Here is a 17132-nt window from a genome sequence, read left to right on the forward strand (position 1 = left end):
GGTCAGCACTGTGGGGCGCACGGGCTGAGTGATTGCGGCCTTCCATAGACGTCGCCAACCCGACCGGTTCGACAGGACCGAGGGAACGGGACCAGATGCCTGTCGGGCCAACGCGATCAGTGTCACCAGTACCGGATCCAGTGATTCGAACCGGGAGGGCACGTTGCGCCCGCTGCGCCAATCGCTGATGCGCTGCATCGACGAGCGCTGGCTCTGCGCCGGCGTGCGCGCTGCTTTCGTCCGTTCTTCGGTGGCGGCCGTGACCCGCTGCAGCGTCGGATTGCCCGCGGCCTCCCATAGTTCCGCCAACCGGGCCACGAACAGCGCTCGTGGCGATGAGACGTCGCCACCACCTCCGTCCCGCCCGGTCTCCGTTCGCTCGCCACCCACAGCAACACACGATAATGGCCTAGGCCCGCATGTTCGACAGGTTGCTTCGGAAGGCCAGGTGCTCCGGTGTTCTCCGGACCGGAATTTCGATCTATGGGCTTTGACCTGCTGATTCCGCGTGGAACGACGGATCTGGCTTGGCGGTACTTCAGTGTTTCCAGTGATGATTGCGGCGCCATCCGGGAGTGATGGTCCAGGTGCCGCAGGTGGAGGGGATCAGCGGCATCCAGTTATCCGGGCCGGTGCGCGGGAGTCTAGCTCGGGCGCTCGGGCGGTGGGGGTTCGAGCGTGGCGAGATAGGTTGTCGCGGCATCGGTTTCGGATGCACCCAGGTGGCGGTAGAGGTCGATGGCGTGGCGCAGGTGGGTGGTGGCGCCGGTGGTGTCGCCGAGGGCGGCGTGGCAGCGGGCGAGGCCTTCCGAGGCACGGGCTTGCTGGATTCGGCTGTCGATGTCGCGGGCTATGGTCAGCGCGTTGGTGAACATCGTCAGCGCCTCGCCGGGTTCGCCGGTTGCCAACAGGACCTTCGCGGTGTTGTTCAATGCCTCAGCTTCGCCGATGCGATAGCCGATCTTCCGGAACAGCGCCAAGGCTTGGTGGGAGAGGTCGGCGGCCTGCTCATGGTTCCCGGTTTCCTGGCACACGGCACCAAGGTTGGCGAGTGCTTCGGCTTCGCCGATGCGGTAGCCGGTCTCTCGAAACAGAGCTAAGGCTTGGCGCGAGAGATCGGCGGCTTGCTGGTGGTCCTTGGTTTCCCTGCGCACGGTGGCGAGGTTGTTGAGGTTCATGGCTTCGCCGAGGCGGTGGCCCATGTCCCGGAACATGGCCAAGGCCTGCTGGATCAGGTCGGCGGCCTGTCCGTAATCTCCGGTATCTCGGCGCACCAGGCCGAGGTTGCCGATGCAGATGGCTTCGCCTTTGCGGTGGCCGATTTCCTGGTGCACGGCCGCAGCGTGCAGAAACAGGTCGGCGGCCTGCGCATAGTGTCCGGTCTGGCGGCGCACGCTGCCGAGGAAGCCGAGGGCGTCGGCTTCGCCGAGAGCGGAGCCGGCCTCTTGGAACAGGGTCAGGGCTTGCTGGATCAGGTCGGCGGCCTGCGCGTAGTCGCCGTTGTCGCGGCGCACGCCGCCCAGACTGGCGAGGGTGTTGGCTTCGCCGAGGAGATGGCCGGTTTCCCGGTACAGGGTCAGGGCTTGCTGGAGTAGGTCGGCGGCCTGCGCGTAGTCGCCGTTGTCGCGACGCCCGCTGCCCAAGTTGGCGAGGGTGTTGGCTTCGCCGAGGAGGTAGCCGGTTTCCCGGTACAGGGTCAGCGCCTGGTGGAGTAGGTCGGCGGCTTGGGGGTAGTTCCCTGTCTGCCACCGCACCTTGCCCAGGTTGGCGAGGGTGTCGGCTTCGCGGACGGTGTAGCCGGTTTCGTGGTGCAGGGGCAGGGCCTGCTGAAGTACTTCGTCTGCCTGCTCGTAGTTCCCGGTCTGCCGCTCCACGATGCCGAGGTTGGTCAGGGCGTTGGCTCGGCCGCGGCGGTCGCCCAGCTGGTCCGCGGCCGCGGCGGCGCGTTGGTGCAGCTGCCGGGCTGATGGCCAAGGCCCTTCGCGTTCGAGCAATTCCGCGAGGACCTCGGTCAACGCGACCATCCGCGCGGGATCGTGTTCGGCGGCGTAATCGAGGCAGGCGAGCAGGTTCGCTCGCTCTCTCCGCAGCCACGTCAGCGCGTGCGTCTCGTTGTCGAATTCCGGCACCACGGAACCTGTTACGACGGAGGTGCCGTTGGGTCTTCGCGTCAGCCATTGGTCGGCCGCTGCGGCGGTGTGCAGGTAGTGGTCCAGCAGTCGCCGCACCGCTTCGGTGTCATCGCTCGACGACGCGGCGACAAGGACGCGCGCGTATTCGCGCACCAGGTCGTGCAGGCGATAGCGGCCGGGTGTCGTTTCCTCGATGAGGTGATAGGTATAGAGAGCGTCGAGTTCGGATCGGGCCTCGGCAAGCGGGATGCCGTTCAACGCGGCGATGGCATAGGCCTCGAAATCGGGGCCGGGGTGCAGTCCCAGCGTGCGGAACAGTCGTTGCTGCTCGGGTGGCAGGCTTTTGTAGGACGCGGTGAACGCGGCTCGCACCGCGCGTTGTCCGGCGTCGAGTTCGCCGAGCCGATCCTGGGCGGTGCGGAATTCCTCGGCGAGGCCGGTGAGGGTCCAGGCCGGATGGTGGGCGAGCCGACCGGCCAGCAGCACGATCGCCAGCGGTAGGTACCCGCACAATCGGACGATCTCGGCGACAGCCGCGACTGCATCGCCGTGCGGGTTGCGTTGGGCCAACCGATAGAACAGGTCGATCGCACTGTCGGGATCGAGAGTGTCCAGTGGCAGTGGGAGGGCATCGTCCAGCGCGACGAGTCTGCGGCGGCTGGTGATCAAAGTCAGGCAGTCCGGCCCGGTTGGCAGCAACGGTTCGATCTGGTCGTGGTCGCGGGCGTCATCGAGGATCAGCAGTACCCGTTTGGCGGCGACACGGTCGCGCCACAGATCCCGCCGTGCCTCGAGCGAATCCGGAATGTGCTTCGGTGCGATGCCGAGCCCGGTGAGCAGCGTGGCCAGCACCCCGGCCGGATCCGCAGGCACCTGCCCCGGAGTGTGCGAATTCAACTCGACGAAGAACCTGCCGTCGGGAAACCCGTCCGACAGCAAATGCGCCGCCCGCGTGACCAGCGCGGTTTTCCCGACACCGGGCATACCGTCGATGGTGTGGATCGACACCACCCGACCCGGCCCGGCAGCATCCAGGATCCGCTGCACCTCGAAGTCACGTCCGACGAAGGTGGGGATATCGCGTCGCAACGAGGTCAGCACCGTCGGGCGCACGGGCTGAGCGATAGCCGCCTTCCACAAACGCCGCCAAGCCGACCGATTCGACAAGACCGACGGAACGGGACCAGATGCCTGCTGTGCCAGCGAAATCAACGTCACCAGTACCGGATCCAACGATTCGAAGCGCGAGGGCACATTGCGCCCGGACCGCCAATCGCTGATGCGCTGCATCGATGAACGCTGGCTCTGTGCCGGTGTGCGCGCACCTTTCAGCCGTTCCTCGGTGGCGGCCGCGACTCGCTGCAGCGTGGGATTCCCTGCGGCCTCCCACAGTTCCCCCAACCTGGCCACGAACAGCGCCCGCGGCGACGAACCTTCGCCACTACCCCCGTCCCGCCCGGTCTCCTTCGTCTCGCCACGCACAGCAACACACGATAACGGCCCGGTCCGTGCGCTGTGGGTACGAGCCCGCCCGCGCCACCGTTACTTCGGTGCCTTCTTCTCCTTTTGCTTGGCGAGTTCTTGTTCGAATTGTTCGGGGGAGAATTTGCCGTCGGTTTTGAAGGCCCAGCAGCGGGTGGCGGTGAGTTTGGTGGGGAGGTCGGCGGTGCCGGATATTGCGTCGGGGGAGGCGAAGGTGCCGTTGGGGGCTATGCCGCAGACGTAGAAGACCGCTTTGTCGAGGATGAAGAAGAAGTCTTTGATGGGGCCCTTTTCGGGGGCGTTGGTGGCGGTGCACTTGCTGCCGGTTATCGGGGTGGGCTTCTTGTCGCCGGGGGCGGGCTTGCCGGGGGCGGGCTTGCCGGGGGCGAAGGTTTCGCAGTGGTAGGTCGGGGAGGTTGTTTCGGCTTGGGCGGTGGGGGCGAGGGTGAGCAGGGCGGCGACGGTGGTGATGCCGGCTGCGGTGAGGTGGGCGGGGCGGTAGGGCACGGGGTTGGCCTCGTTTCTGGGGGTGGTTCCGGTGTGGACCATCCCGCTATTCGGACCCGAGTTGGTTGTTGGATTGGTTCGCAGGCGCGTGATCTCGGCCGACTCTGTCCCGGCACCGAATCAAAGTGCTCATTTGGTGAGCACTTCAGTGCGGATGATGAGAGTCATGGAGAGCATTGATGCAGGTTCTGTCCGTTTTCCGGATGTGGCGCACTGGGAGTCGTGGCTGGCCGACCGGCATGACGAATCGACCGGCGTGTGGTTGGTGATCGCCAAGAAGGGGGCGGACGGGCTGACGATCGGCGAGGCCCTCGACGTGGCGCTCTGCTACGGGTGGATCGATAGTCATCGCAAGGGGCTGGATGAGCAGTACTACCTGCAGCGGTATTCGCCGCGGCGGACGAAGAGTCCTTGGTCGCGGATCAATGTCGGAAAGGCAGAGGCGCTGATCGCGGCAGGACGGATGCGGCCGCCCGGATTGCTGGCGATCCGGGCGGCCGAGGCGAACGGGCGGTGGGCGGCGTAGGCGGGGACGACCGCGCCTACACAGGTCGTGTCACTCGCCCGGGCGAGTTGACCGGTCGAACGCCGCTTGCGCACGCTGGGCCAGGTCGGCGCCGAGTTTGTAGCCCTGGGCGGCTAGTTCCTGATGTGCTTGCGGGTCACTGGTTTCGGTGCCGTAGAGGATCTCGATGGAGGAGTGGGCGATCTCGGAGTAGCCGGCGATGCCCTCGTGGAGTTGGCGGGTGATCGAGTCCTTGTAGCCGCGGCGCTCGAAACTGTGCTGGTTGACGCCTGCCAGCGCGATGTAGTGCAGTTCGTCGATCGCACTCGGTCCGTTGGGGGAGGTGTTCTCGTAGGCCCAGCCTCGGCTGAACACCCGGTCGATCCACCCCTTGGCCAGGGCGGGCATCGACCACCAGTAGACCGGGAACAGCACGGCGACGACGTCGGCCGATTCGATCAACTCTTGCTCGCGCCGTACGTCAGCGGGCACGTCGCCGAGCAGTCGGTGGACCGCGAGATCCGCTGCGGTGAAGGCGGGGTTGAATCCCGAGGCCGTCAGGTCATGCGTTGTGGCAGTGGTACTTCCGTCCGCTTGGACGCCCTGCTCGACCGCGCGGGCGATAGCCCAGGTGGCGGACTCGTGATCCGGGTGGGACACCACGAGCAGTACGTTCGGCCGACTCCGTTCGTTGGTCATACGGCCAAGGTAAAGTATGACACTAACGTCAATGTCAAGGAGGAGCTCGCGGTGCAGATCAAGGAATTGAGCGAGCGCACGGGCGCGAGCCCGCGGATGCTGCGCCACTACGAGAACGCGCGCGTGCTGACCCCGCGGCGCGACCCCAACGGCTACCGGCATTACCGCGAAGAAGACGTCAAGACCGTGCACGACATTCGCTGCCTGCTCGCCTCCGGCCTGTCCCTTTCCGAGGCCGCCGCCCTGATCCACATCGCCTGCACCGCCCCGCAAAGTGCCACCGACCAGGACCGCGACGACGTGCTCGCGCAACTCGACGAGCGCACCCGGCAACTGGACGCGGGCATCGAACGCCTTCTCGCCGAGAAGGCCAACCTCATCAAACTCCGTCAGGACATCACTATCGGTCGCTGACCGCCGCTGCACACCGGCAACGTCTCGTACTGTGGGTTACGGACTGCCCACTTGCCGTGGTCCCGAGCCGAGCCGAACGCGCGGCCGGGGATCGCGGCCGAGCCGAGCGCGAGGACCATGTCGGACAACGCCACAGCAGCTAGACCCGGTTTCGACGCGGTGATCGCGGCCGCCGACTACCCGGTGTTCGTCGTGACCGCCCGAGCCGACGGCCGCCAGGCCGGCTGCCTGGTCGGCTTCACCTCGCAGGTGAGTATCGAACCGCCGCGTTTTCTGGTCGGCATCTCCAAGAACAACTTCACCTTCGGCGTCGCGATGGCCGCCGAACACCTCGCCGTGCATCTGCTCGGCCGGGAACAGTCCTCGCTGGCAGCGCTTTTCGGCGCGGAGACCGGCGACGACATCAACAAGTTCGAGCACTGCAACTGGGCGCCGGGCCCGGCCGAGCTGCCCATCTTGGCCGCCGCCGCAGGCTGGTTCACCGGACGTATCCTCGAACGGCACGACCTGGGCGATCACGTCGGGATGCTCATCGCACCGGAAGAGTCCTCCGCTCCGCCACCGCGGATCGAACCGTTGCGCTACAACTCCGTCGCCGACCTGAAGCCGGGCCACGTGGCATAAACGGTCAGGCCACCTGGGCGGGTTGCTCGTCCGAGGCCTGTTCACGCAGGGTATTCAGCGTCTTGGACAGAATGCGCGAAACCTGCATCTGGGAAACACCCAACTGCTCGGCGATCTGCGCCTGCGTCAGCGATTCGAAGAACCGCATGATCAGCACCCGCCGCTCTCGCTCGGGCAACGCCGCGATCAACGGCCGCACCGTCATCGACTGCTCCAGCAGCTCGTAGCACGGTTCTTCCGCGCCGAGTCCCGCGGTGACCGGCAGCGGCGAGTTCTCGCCGTCGTCGCGCGTGACCCCGTCGATCGAGCTGGTCTGATAACCGTTGCGCGCGATCAACGCCTGGGTGACCTCGCTGAGCTCGACCTCGAGCTCGGCGGCGATCTCCCTGGCGGTGGGCACCCGCCCGAGCCGGTTCGACAGTGTTTCGGTAGCAGGCCCGATCAGCTGCTGAATCTCCTTGAGCCTGCGCGGAACTCGCACCGCCCAGGTCCGATCCCGGAAGTGCCTGCGCACCTCGCCCATGATCGTCGGAACGGCGAACGACAGGAACGAACTGCCGCGCGAGACGTCGAAGCGATCGATCGCGAGAAGCAAACCCACCCTGGCGATTTGCTGCAGATCGTCGAAAGCCTCACCGCGGCCGGAGAATTTGCGCGCGATGTGCTCGGCCAGCGGCAGGCACAGCCGGATCACTTCTTGGCGCAAGTCATTTCGATGCGGGTCGTGCGCCGCGAGCGTCGCCATCTTCTCGAACCATGGCTCGATGTTGTCGTAGCTGTCGCCGCGCGAACTCGTGCGTCGCGGCAGGTCGGCCTGGTCGGTGGTGAACTCACGTTGCATCGGATGTCCCTCGTTCCCAACTGAATTCGATGGCCGTCGGATACCCACCCGCGTCGAGATCAAAAGAGTCCTGGATCATCTCGGCCGAATCGGTGAGCACCTGCACCAACTGCCAGCTCAGCGGATCGCGACTGACTTCGATGTCCCGCGTCGTCGTCGCGCTGATCCGCACGCTGATTCGACGTCGGTTGTAGGTGAACGCACACCGCAGGGTCGAGCCGGGCAGCGCGTCGAGCATCAACGCGGTCGCCGCCTCGCTGAGCACCAGCCGAATATCCGGGATCGCATCGAGCGTGACGTCGGCCATCATGCACGTGGTATCGGTGAGCGCACGTAGCATTCCCAGTTCGTGCGGCTCAGCTGCCAGTTCGAGGGCCACTCGGTGCGCGACCACCGCCGTCTGGTGTGGTGTCGATGTACCGGAATCCACCATCATCATGTTCACCGCCTCCCAACGATTCACTCCTGCCATACCCGCGAAGCGTGGCCCCAACCCGATAGTCGACATCCGGTCGCCGCGATGTGACTCGTCTTACCGCGTGGATAGGGCATAAAGTCCCCGAGAGCAGGGCAGAAAGACTCTGAATGTGCGGTGTTTCATTATGGTTCCGACACGAGCGACCGACCGTCGGCACGGCACAAAAACCGCAGGTAGCGCACATACTTACCCGGTGATGGAAACAGGCGCGACAGCCACCGAAGCAGCGACCCATGCGGTCGTCCAGGTGGTTGGTGGCGGCACACCGCAGGCGACCGGAAGCTTCGGTTTCTGGTTCGCCGATCAGCGGTGGGAGTGGTCGGACGAGGTCGCCGTGATGCACGGGTACGAGCCGGGGACGGTGACACCGACGACGGAATTGCTGCTGTCGCACAAGCATCCGGACGACCGCGCGCAAGTCGCGGAAACGATCGCCAAGTCGTTGCGCAATGCCGAGCCGTTCTGCAGCAGGCACCGCATCGTCGATACCGCCGGTCAGGTGCGCCATGTGATCGTCTTCGGCGACACCATGACCGAGGCAGGCAAGGTCGTCGGCACCACCGGCTACTACGTCGACCTGACCGAAACCATCGATGAACAGCGCCAGGAGATGCTCGCGGGCACGCTGCCGGAGCTCTTCGAGGCGCGGGCGGTGATCGAGCAGGCCAAGGGCGTGCTGATGCGGGTCTACCGGCTCAACGCCGAGCAGGCCTTCCGGGTGCTGCAGTGGCGGTCACAGGAAACCAACGTCAAGCTGCGCACGCTGGCCATGCGGATCATCGCCGCCCTCGACACATTGCCGCCGGCGCCGCCGCAGGTGCAGACCGCGTTCGATCATCTGCTGCTGACCGTGCACGAGCACACCGAGTAGCGGTTACGCTTGCCCGCTTCCGTTTCCGCTCTCCGCCAGGCGAATTCGTCGGGGCCCGCCCCGTGCCGTCGCGTGCGTGCCGAGCAGCCGGTCTACATCGGTGTCGGTGATCGGGTCGAAGCTCAGGTAGCACTCGTCGAGCGGGCGGGGGTTGGCCGGTGTTTCCAGGCACACGATCTTGTCCGCGTGGTAGGCCAGCGTCCGGACGATGCGGTGTGGCGCGACCGGGACGGCGAGCACGACGCGGACCGCGCCGCGACGATAGGCGGCCCGGCAGGCGGTGCGTGCGGTCATGCCCGTGGTGACGCCGTCGTCGACGACCAGCGCCGTGCGCCCGCGCAGCTTCGCCTGTGGACCGTGTCGCCGGAATCGTTCGGACCGGCGGTGCAGGCTGTCGCGTTCGTGTGATTCGGTATCGGTGAGTTCCTGGGGCGTCAGGAATGTGCTGCGGACGACCACCTCATCGATGATCCGGGTGTCGTCCTCGCCGATGGCGCCGAAGGACAGCTCCGGCCGATAGGGGACGCGGAGCTTGTTGACGACGATCGTGTCCAGCGCGAGTCGCAGGCGGACGGCGACTTCGTGGGCGACCGGGATGCCGCCGCGCGGGACGCCGAGGACGACGACATCCGGGCCGCGGAAAGCCTGCAGCCGGTCGGCGAGCCGTCGGCCCGCATCCTGGCGATCGAGGAACTGCGAACGCAGACATGCGCGGTGGTCGGTGTGGTCACGGGATAAAGCGGGATCGTCCATACCGTCTCCCGAGCATCGAGTGGCAAGATCCGCAGGCCGCGCTTCGGGACTCAGCAGGACATGGCCAATTCTACCTGGCAGTAGGGCTTTTGCCGTCGGTTTGTGCTGGGGATACCGCAGGGTGCACGAAATGTCTTGGGGAGTAGTCGATCACGAGCGGCGCTGGGACCGCGACGGTGTTATCGGGTCGACGAAATGTGGTGCGCCGGGTGCGCGGCCGGTGACGGTCTGGATGATTTCCACGGCCAGGTCGGCGACGCGGACGTTGCGCTGCTGGGACCTGCCCCGCAGCACCTCGAAGGCGGCGTCGCGGTCGCAGCGCCGTTCGGCCATCAGGATGCCGAGCGCCTGGTCGATGGTGGATCGGGAGGCCAGCGTCGCGCGGAGTTGTTCGGTCAGCTTGGCCTGCCGTGCGGTGTCGTTCGCGACGGCGAGCAGTACGCCGAGGTGTTCGGCCGTGAGGTCGGCCGCCCCTCGGATCCGGTCGGTGAAGTTGTTCGGCCGGGTCGAGTAGAGCGACAGCGCGCCGACTGCTTCGCCGTCCACCGAAAGTGGTTGGGCATAAATGGATTTGACTCCGTGGGCCAGCATCCTGGTCGAGTAGCCACCCCAGCGATGCTCCGCCGCGACGTCGGGCACCGAAACCTGTTGTGTCGTACCGATGGCCTGCAGGCAGGGATCGTAGCCCTCGCTGTACCGGGATTCCTCGATGAGCATCGCGTGTGCGGCACTGGAACCGCCGACAATGGTTCCCTGTGCCCGGGTCAGCGTGATGGCCGCCATCGGGTGGTCCGGCAGCATCCGTACGACGGTATCGGCGATGGCACATAGAGATTCGGCGACATCGTCACCGGTCAACAGCAGCGCCGTCAACTCCGACATCCCCAACGCCAGTTCGTCAGCCATGAAACACCATGACGGTCAACATAATTGGTATCCGTCCTCTAGTACGCGGCGAGCGATCTCCGAAACCGCGATGCCATCGGCGAAAGCGCGTGCGCGCAGTAATGCCTGCGCGGCATCGAGATCGCAACTGCATTGCACGGCAACCATACCGACCGCCTGGTGCACGGCCGCAAGGTAATCGGCATCATCGAACAGGGTCCCGTGCGGTGCGCCGTCGTCGGCGGTGCCGTACGAGGAGAGCAGCACCGAATTCGCGAGAGCGTCGGCCACTTTTTCTGCGGCCGGGGTGATTTCGGTGCGCAGGGCGGCGCGGCTGGTGAACACGCACAGCGCGCCGAGCAGGCGGGAGGAGAGCAGCGGGACCGCGACCACGGACTGCACGCCGAGTTCGGTCAGTGCCGGGCCGTATTGCGGCCAGCGAGCGGCCAGGTCCGTGCCGTTCGCGGTGACGAACTCCCGGCCGCCGAGCACGTCGCGGGCCGGACCCTCGCCGATCAGCAGTTCTAGATCATGCGCGGCCCGCGCGGTGACATCGGAGGCAGAGACAAGAAGTTCCTCGCCCGCCTGACCGAACAGGGTGACCGCCGCGCTGTCCATGCCGAGGTGCTGGGCGACCGCGGCCATGAAAACCGGCCGCAGCGTGGCCCGATCGCCGATATACCAGCGCTGCAGGCGCAGGGCATGGATCCGGTGCAGTCGCGCACAGGCCAGATGACGGCCCTCGATCCGTCGATGCAGCTCCGCCATCCGTTGCCGAAATGGCTGCATGGATTCCGGTCGCTGGGAGGCCAGCGCCTCGTATTTCGCAGCCACCGTTGCCGCACGAGCAGCTCGTTCTCGCTCGGCGCTGAATTCCTGCCACTCACGGGCAATTTCCTGGTGAGCGTCCGAATACGACCGCACACCAGCCAGCCTACGCGCTTGTTCAGGCAATAGCGTTAATTGCCCTGCATGGCAACATTTGTCGGTGGAATTTCCTCCAGCAGCAACACCACACCGTCGCGAGTGCCGTCCAGCGGCGAACAGGTCACCGCGCAGATGATCGAACGCCCGATGCGGTTGACGGCCGGGATCTCCACCGGGTCGTCGCGGCGACCCGTTTTGAGGCAGCGCTGGATGCTTTCGTGCAGCAGCTGGGTGGGCAGCCCGAAGTCCAGCGCGAAGAACACCTGCTGCTGGACCTCCTCGGAGCGCAGTCCCCACATCTCCTCCGCGCCCCGGTTCCAGCTGCGGACCCGCAGCTGATCGTCGAGCACCACCACGCCCGCCGCGACACTGGACAGCACACCCTCGAGAAAGGTGCGGGTCTCGTTCAGTTCGTCGGTGCGGATCCGCATCTCCTCGTTCATGGTTTCGAGTTCTTCGTTGCCCGACTGGAGTTCTTCGTTGGTCGTTTCGAGTTCTTCGTTGGTCGATTGCAGTTCTTCGTTGGTGGTCTCCAATTCCTCGATGCTGGATTGGAGTTCTTCGTTGGTGGTTTCGAGTTCTTCGTTGGTGGATTGGAGTTCCTCGTATGCGGTCTCGAGTTCCTCCCGTTTCACCTTGATTTCGAGTGAAAGCCGGGTCGGCACAGTGGTATCGACGAAATTGACCACCACGCCGATATCGGATCCGTCGCTGCCCCACAGCGGCTGGATATGCACCTCGAAGTACTGGATGTCGTCCGGACCGAGCTTGCGTTCGGCCGCGCTGACCCGGATACTCCGGCGTTCGGTCACCGCCTGCTGGATCAGCGAGCGCAATTCGACCGGCCGATAGGAGATCTCCAGCTCACTCAGTGCCCGGCCGACATCGTGCTGGGTCAGGCCGAATTGGCTGCGCATCTGATTGTTGAGGATGGTGATCTTGCCCTGTGCGTCGAGGCCGATCACCCCGAACGGGGCCGTCTCCAAGGCGAGTTCGCCGAGTTGACGCTTTTTGACCAGGCCCTGCACCTCCTGGCCGAGGTCGACGTCGAGCCGCGCCGGGCTCGGCTGCAGCGGCGGCCGTACCTCGCCGGCCCGGCGCCGGAAGATGCGCTGGCGCATGCTCGCCACGCCGAACCGCTCGCCCTCGGAGAGCAGTAGCTCCGCCTTGCCGAGGAACAGGAATCCGCCCTCGCGCAGCGCGAAGCGGAACCGGTCCAGGATCTGCGATTGCGCCTCGGCGTTGAAGTACATCAACGTGTTTCGGCACAGCAGTAGATCGAGGCGGGAGATGGGTGCGTCGCGGGTGATGTCGTGCCTGCCGAAGATCACTCGGCGGCGCAGGTCGGACCGGAAGGCGAACTTGTCGCCGATCGGCTCGAAATACCGGTCCCGTAGCTCACCGGACAGTTGGCTGAGCGACTTCGCCGGATAGACGCCGGACCTGGCCTCGCGCAGGGCTTCCTCATCGACGTCGGTGCCGTAGAGCTTGACCCGTTTCGCGCACTCCTCGAGGCCGAGCACTTCGGCGAACGCGATCGCCAGCGAGTAGGTCTCCTCGCCGCTGGAGCAGCCCGCGCTCCAGATCCGGATCTCGCTGTCCGGCTTGGTATTCGCGATCAGTTCCGGCAGCACCTCGCGCTGCAGGTACTGCCAGGCCTCCAGGTCGCGGAAGAAGCTGGTGACGTTGATCAGGATGGTGTTGAACAGGTGCCGGAATTCCTCGGCGTTGCTTTCCAGCAGATCGCGGTAGTCGAGGTAGTCGAGCACCTGAACCTCGTGCATCCGCTTGCGAATCCGCCTGGTCAGCGACGAGCGCTTGTAGCCGGTGAAATCGAATCCGCGCGAATCGCGAATGAACAGCAGCAGATCCTCGAGCGCCGGGTCGACGGTGTCGATCTCTTCACCCGGTGCCGTCATGATCTCCTCGCTCGATTCGGTCATGACGCACTCTCCACCACGAGACCGCGGATCACGCCGGCGATCTCGTCAAGGGGCACAATGAGATCCACGTCGCCGGTCGCCACGGCGGAGCTCGGCATGCCGTTGAATTCCGCTTCCTCCGGATCCTGCACGACCACCGTGCCGCCACGGGACTTGACCGCGCTCACGCCGGTCGCGCCGTCGCTGCCGGAGCCGGTCAGCACGCAGGCGATCGCGCGCGGGCCGTAGGCGCCTGCCACCGATTCGAAAAGCAGGTCGGCCGAGGGACGGACGAAGTGGACGAGTTCACTGCCGGACAGCGCGAGTACGCCCTGCGGCTCCACCAGCAGGTGGTAGTTCGGCGGCGCGATGTAAACGGTTCCGGCCGTGATGGTTTCACCCGCCTGCGCGAGCTTCACGCGCAATTCGGTGCGGCGCGAGAGTAATTCGGCCAGCACGGTCTTGTGCCGCGGATCGAGGTGCTGCACCACAAGCACGGGTACCGGCAGGGTGGCCGGGAGCGCACCGAGGACCTTGAAGAGCGCGGTGATACCGCCCGCCGACGAGGCTATGGCAACGACGGCGTACTGGTCATCCGAGGTCATGGTCGCGCCGACCAGCCGTGAGGTGCACGGGATCAGGGTAACGCGGGGGCGGATACCCGCCCAGCGATGGCTGCGGTCCGGCGCGGCGCGACCAGGGTCTCATCGGCGCCTTCTGCTGCGCTGCTCGGCCATCGGCGCGGTGGCGGTCAGGCTGAGCATCGCGAGGCCGGTCGTGCGGATCATCGAGTCGAGATTGGCGAGGATGTCGACGATGGCGGTGCGGTGCTCGTCCAGCTCCGCGGTGGTGAGCCCCTCCCGGTCGAACGCCATCCGGATGGTGTCGAGCCGCAGGCCGGTATCGAACAGTTTCCGGACCAGCCGGTCGCCCAATTCGGTGAACTCGGCGGTGTCGTACAGACCCGGCTCGGGCGGCGGGCGCGAGGGTGCGTGCTGGACGAGTTCGTCGCGCGATACGAGGGTCATGATTCCTCCGGGTTCGGTCGCGGATGTGGAGAGCCACGCTGCGGGACTCCGGGGAATTTCAACTGGAACTGTACGCCTGAGCCCCAGCTCGGGGGCCTAAGTGAGGGTTACCCACGGTGCCGGTGACTACGCACACGTGTTTGCATCGGCTCAGGCCGGTTATCCGCAACAAGACTGGCCCGATAAAGGCAGGTCGGTCGAACCCAATCGAAAGGGGTTAGACAGTGAGTGCAGTTGACAAGGCCAAGAACAAAGCCGAAGAACTCGCCGGTCAGGCGAAGGAGAAGTTCGGTAACGCCACCGACGACAAGGACCTGAAGAACGAGGGCAAGGCCGACCAGGTCAAGTCCAACCTCAAGGACGCAGGCGAGAAGGTCAAGGATGCTTTCCGCAGCTGACCGATAAGCCGATAGCTGCCGTCGAGCGGGTGCGTGTCCTCATCGGGCGCCACCCGCTCGTCCGCGTCCCAGGGTCCGTCCAGCGAACCAAGGTCTTGATCGTGTCGAGTCCGGCGATAGGGTGCAGTGGTCTATCGCGTAGATCGGTGACTCGGGAGGATCGGGATGATCGCGGCACGGATGGTGGCTGTTGTTGCGTCGGTGTTCGTCAGTGCAGGACTATTTGGGGGAGTGGGGCCCGCCGCAGCGGGACCGGTCGCGTGTGCGACGGGAAACCCGTTGCAGCCCACCGCGGAACTGTTCGCGACCGACAACACCGCGACCATCACCGACCCGGAAGATCAGCGGCTGCGCACCCGGCTGGACGGGTTCGAGCTGGACGTCGACGGGATCGCGTTGCAGCACATCGGATTACCCGTCGGGTCGACATTGGTCAGCGGTGTGTTCTGGTCCGACGACCGGCAGCAGGCGACCTATGAGCGGTCCCGTGAGTTCCATCTGGCCTGTGTCGACAGTGCCGATCTGCGGCAGATCGCCGACCAGGTGCGTGGGCGGTTCCAGCAGGAATCGGTGCTGACCTTCCAGCGGCTCGCCGCGAATTCTCCTGGGGTGGACGCGTTTACGGTGACCATCGCGGGAGTCGATGTGCGACGGTTCCGCGACGGTCTCGTTGCCGACCCGGTGGCTCGCGAACGGCTCGTCGGCGGGTCGGTCACCGAGGCGAACACACTGATTCTCGTGGTCGACCTCGCCGATATGGCGTTGGCGCAGCAGTTCGTCGCCGGCCTCGGTGGCACCTGGGACGCGGGCAGCGTGCAGTACGGCGATCGCGAGTTCGTCAGCGCCTGAAGGTTTCCCGGCTCAATGCTCGATCCTGTTCAGGATGTCGCGTAGTGCCCGCAGGTCGTCGGCGGGCAGGGCGTTGACCGAGTCCGGCGCGGGATCCGGCGTCGCCAGTGCCTTGGCGAGGATGGCGCGACCGGCCGTGGTGATGGACACCAGCTTCTTGCGCCGGTTGGTCGGATCGACCTCCCGGACGACGTAACCCTGCTCCTCGAGGTCGTTGACCGCGACCGTGGCGGCCGGCGCGTCGATGGCGGCGGCGTGCGCCAGCTCCTTCACGGTCAGCGGCGCGGTCCGCAGTCGACGCAGCACGCGAATCCGACTGAACGGCAAACCCGTTCGCTCGACCGCGGCGCGGCGCCACGGGTCACGCGAGTACATCACGACTCGGGTGAGCAGGGCCCACACCTCGTCGGGTGTGGGGTTGTCATCCGGCATGGACGGGCACCTTCTGTTCCAGCAGCGGGGCGACACGGTCACTCGACCGCTTGGCCCACGGGGTGTTCGCGACTATGCCGAGTATGGCGACACCGGCGGTCAGCACCGCGATCACCCACCACAGTCCCGCGCCGGCCAGCGCGCCGCACAGCGCGACACCGATGCTCACGCCCACCTGACGGCTGGTCGAGGCCACCGCCGACGCGGCGCCCGCCCGATCCAGCGGCATCCCGCTGACCGCCGTGGTGGTGATCGGCGCGTTCACCGTGCCGAAGCCGATGCCGAAGATCGCGAACATGATCACCAGCTGCCACACCGGAGTATTCGGATCGAGCGTGGTGAGCATGATGGCGGCGACGGTCATCATCACACCCGCCACGATCAGTGACGGCTTGGTCCCGACGCGGCCGACCAGGCGGCCCGACAGCGGCGAGACGATCACCATCGCGATGGCCATCGCCAGGTACAGCAGGCCGGTGTGTACCGCCGAATAGTGCCTGACCTGCTGCAGATACAGCGAGCAGCTGAACAGGAACGCGCCGAGCGCGGCGAAGGAGAAGATGGCGATCACCGTCGCCGAGGCGAACGGCACACTGCGGAAGAACCGCAGATCGATGAAGGGATCGACGCGGCGCGACTCGTAGTAGACGAACGCGGCGAGCGCGAGCGCCGAGACCACGAAGATCACCGGCCTGCGCTCGATCAGCCCGAACACCGTGGAGAACAGGAACACCACCGCGAGCAGCTGCCCGATCGGGTCGATGCCGCGCACCGTCGCCGACTTCGATTCCGGCACGAACAGCACCGTCATCACCAGCGCGAGCAGGCAGATCGGCAGGTTGATCCAGAACACCGACGCCCAGCCGAACGCGTCGATCAGCACGCCGCCGACGGTCGGCCCGAGTGCCATCGAGATGCCGACCACCGCGCCCCAAACGCCGATCGCCCGAGCGCGTTCCACCCGCCCGGTGAAGACGGTGGTGATGATCGACATCGCTACCGGATTGAGCATCGAACCACCGATGGCCTGCAGGAACCTGGCGCCGATCAGGATCTCGATGGACGGCGCGAGGCTGCACAGCAGCGAACCGACCGCGAAGGTGACCAGCCCGATCCGGAACACCCTGCGCCGCCCGAACCGGTCCGCCGTGGCGCCGGCCAGCATCAGCAGGCTGGCCAGGGTGAGCGTGTAGACGTCGACGATCCACTGCAGCCGGGGCAGCGGCGCGTGCAGATCGGACTGAATGCTCGGTATCGCGACATTCACGATCGTCGAGTCCATGGAAACGATCAGCAGGCTCAGACAACAGGTGGCCAGCACGAGCGTCTTACGCCGCGCGGTCATCTCCTGGACAGTTGTAATCACACAACTATTGTGACTTCAC

The 17132-nt window shown here is 65.9% G+C and carries 20 protein-coding genes; 6 read left to right on the plus strand and 14 right to left on the minus strand.

Translation table 11 applies throughout. The features are described from left to right. From ACIBK2_RS43095 to ACIBK2_RS43105, 3 genes are all read right to left on the minus strand, one after another. Positions 1 to 390: hypothetical protein (locus tag ACIBK2_RS43095; RefSeq protein ID WP_396976583.1), on the minus strand; the 390-nt coding region annotated here is incomplete at its 3' end. 254 nt (positions 391 to 644) lie between these two features. Continuing rightward, positions 645 to 3614 carry a tetratricopeptide repeat protein gene (locus ACIBK2_RS43100; protein ID WP_396976585.1) on the minus strand — a complete coding sequence of 990 codons (2970 nt, stop codon included), beginning with the start codon at positions 3612 to 3614 and terminating at the stop codon, positions 645 to 647. Between the two features lie 60 nt (positions 3615 to 3674). Next, complete coding sequence (locus ACIBK2_RS43105) at positions 3675 to 4163, minus strand: hypothetical protein (protein WP_396976587.1); 489 nt, start codon at positions 4161 to 4163, stop codon at positions 3675 to 3677. 124 nt (positions 4164 to 4287) lie between these two features. On the opposite strand from ACIBK2_RS43105, the gene ACIBK2_RS43110 reads away from it, so the two are divergent. Continuing rightward, positions 4288 to 4647, plus strand: a complete 360-nt coding sequence (locus ACIBK2_RS43110; protein WP_396976589.1) for a YdeI family protein — start codon at positions 4288 to 4290, stop codon at positions 4645 to 4647. Positions 4648 to 4677: 30 nt separating this feature from the next. On the opposite strand, the gene ACIBK2_RS43115 is transcribed toward ACIBK2_RS43110, so the two are convergent. After that, complete coding sequence (locus tag ACIBK2_RS43115) at positions 4678 to 5325, minus strand: NAD(P)H-dependent oxidoreductase (protein WP_396976591.1); 648 nt, start codon at positions 5323 to 5325, stop codon at positions 4678 to 4680. A gap of 51 nt (positions 5326 to 5376) precedes the next feature. On the opposite strand from ACIBK2_RS43115, the gene ACIBK2_RS43120 reads away from it, so the two are divergent. Then, positions 5377 to 5739 carry a MerR family transcriptional regulator gene (locus ACIBK2_RS43120; protein WP_396976593.1) on the plus strand — a complete coding sequence of 121 codons (363 nt, stop codon included), beginning with the start codon at positions 5377 to 5379 and terminating at the stop codon, positions 5737 to 5739. A gap of 117 nt (positions 5740 to 5856) precedes the next feature. Then, the gene (locus tag ACIBK2_RS43125) at positions 5857 to 6363 is read left to right on the plus strand and encodes a flavin reductase family protein (protein ID WP_396976828.1); all 507 of its coding nucleotides are present in this window, start codon (positions 5857 to 5859) and stop codon (positions 6361 to 6363) included. A 4-nt stretch (positions 6364 to 6367) separates the two neighbouring features. Here the strand turns inward: ACIBK2_RS43125 and ACIBK2_RS43130 are convergent, their stop codons facing one another. Next, positions 6368 to 7204 (minus strand): RNA polymerase sigma factor SigF, encoded by an 837-nt coding sequence (locus ACIBK2_RS43130; protein ID WP_396976595.1) that lies wholly within the window; start codon positions 7202 to 7204, stop codon positions 6368 to 6370. After that, entirely contained in the window at positions 7194 to 7676 is a 483-nt protein-coding gene (locus ACIBK2_RS43135; RefSeq protein WP_396976597.1) for an anti-sigma factor, read from the minus strand. The genes ACIBK2_RS43130 and ACIBK2_RS43135 overlap by 11 nt, the downstream gene beginning before the upstream one ends. A gap of 202 nt (positions 7677 to 7878) precedes the next feature. Here ACIBK2_RS43135 and ACIBK2_RS43140 point away from each other — a divergent pair, with 202 nt between their 5' ends. Next, positions 7879 to 8553, plus strand: a complete 675-nt coding sequence (locus tag ACIBK2_RS43140; RefSeq protein WP_396976830.1) for an ANTAR domain-containing protein — start codon at positions 7879 to 7881, stop codon at positions 8551 to 8553. A gap of 3 nt (positions 8554 to 8556) precedes the next feature. Here the strand turns inward: ACIBK2_RS43140 and ACIBK2_RS43145 are convergent, their stop codons facing one another. The 6 genes from ACIBK2_RS43145 to ACIBK2_RS43170 all read right to left on the minus strand — a co-directional run bounded on the left by ACIBK2_RS43145 (position 8557) and on the right by ACIBK2_RS43170 (position 14068). Beyond that, entirely contained in the window at positions 8557 to 9306 is a 750-nt protein-coding gene (locus tag ACIBK2_RS43145) for a phosphoribosyltransferase (protein WP_396976599.1), read from the minus strand. A gap of 150 nt (positions 9307 to 9456) precedes the next feature. Next, positions 9457 to 10212 (minus strand): GAF and ANTAR domain-containing protein, encoded by a 756-nt coding sequence (locus tag ACIBK2_RS43150; protein WP_396976601.1) that lies wholly within the window; start codon positions 10210 to 10212, stop codon positions 9457 to 9459. A gap of 15 nt (positions 10213 to 10227) precedes the next feature. Next, positions 10228 to 11115, minus strand: a complete 888-nt coding sequence (locus ACIBK2_RS43155) for a GAF domain-containing protein (RefSeq protein WP_396976603.1) — start codon at positions 11113 to 11115, stop codon at positions 10228 to 10230. A 35-nt stretch (positions 11116 to 11150) separates the two neighbouring features. Continuing rightward, on the minus strand, positions 11151 to 13061 hold the full coding sequence (locus ACIBK2_RS43160; RefSeq protein ID WP_396976605.1) for a CheR family methyltransferase: 1911 nt from the start codon (positions 13059 to 13061) through the stop codon (positions 11151 to 11153). Further along, positions 13058 to 13645 (minus strand): chemotaxis protein CheB, encoded by a 588-nt coding sequence (locus ACIBK2_RS43165; protein ID WP_396976607.1) that lies wholly within the window; start codon positions 13643 to 13645, stop codon positions 13058 to 13060. Before ACIBK2_RS43165 ends, ACIBK2_RS43160 begins: the two co-directional genes overlap by 4 nt. 99 nt (positions 13646 to 13744) lie before the next feature. Further along, entirely contained in the window at positions 13745 to 14068 is a 324-nt protein-coding gene (locus ACIBK2_RS43170; RefSeq protein WP_396976609.1) for a hypothetical protein, read from the minus strand. Between the two features lie 224 nt (positions 14069 to 14292). Here ACIBK2_RS43170 and ACIBK2_RS43175 point away from each other — a divergent pair, with 224 nt between their 5' ends. Both ACIBK2_RS43175 and ACIBK2_RS43180 read left to right on the plus strand, forming a co-directional pair. Beyond that, on the plus strand, positions 14293 to 14466 hold the full coding sequence (locus tag ACIBK2_RS43175) for a CsbD family protein (protein WP_396976611.1): 174 nt from the start codon (positions 14293 to 14295) through the stop codon (positions 14464 to 14466). A 165-nt stretch (positions 14467 to 14631) separates the two neighbouring features. Next, entirely contained in the window at positions 14632 to 15315 is a 684-nt protein-coding gene (locus ACIBK2_RS43180; protein WP_396976613.1) for a hypothetical protein, read from the plus strand. Between the two features lie 12 nt (positions 15316 to 15327). Here the strand turns inward: ACIBK2_RS43180 and ACIBK2_RS43185 are convergent, their stop codons facing one another. Continuing rightward, positions 15328 to 15747 carry a MarR family winged helix-turn-helix transcriptional regulator gene (locus ACIBK2_RS43185; protein ID WP_396976615.1) on the minus strand — a complete coding sequence of 140 codons (420 nt, stop codon included), beginning with the start codon at positions 15745 to 15747 and terminating at the stop codon, positions 15328 to 15330. After that, positions 15737 to 17113: an MFS transporter gene (locus tag ACIBK2_RS43190; protein WP_396976617.1), complete on the minus strand. Its 1377-nt coding sequence runs from the start codon at positions 17111 to 17113 to the stop codon at positions 15737 to 15739. The genes ACIBK2_RS43185 and ACIBK2_RS43190 overlap by 11 nt, the downstream gene beginning before the upstream one ends. Between the last annotated feature and the right edge of the window lie 19 nt (positions 17114 to 17132).

This window comes from Nocardia sp. NPDC050175 (assembly GCF_044459885.1).
GTDB lineage: Bacteria > Actinomycetota > Actinomycetes > Mycobacteriales > Mycobacteriaceae > Nocardia.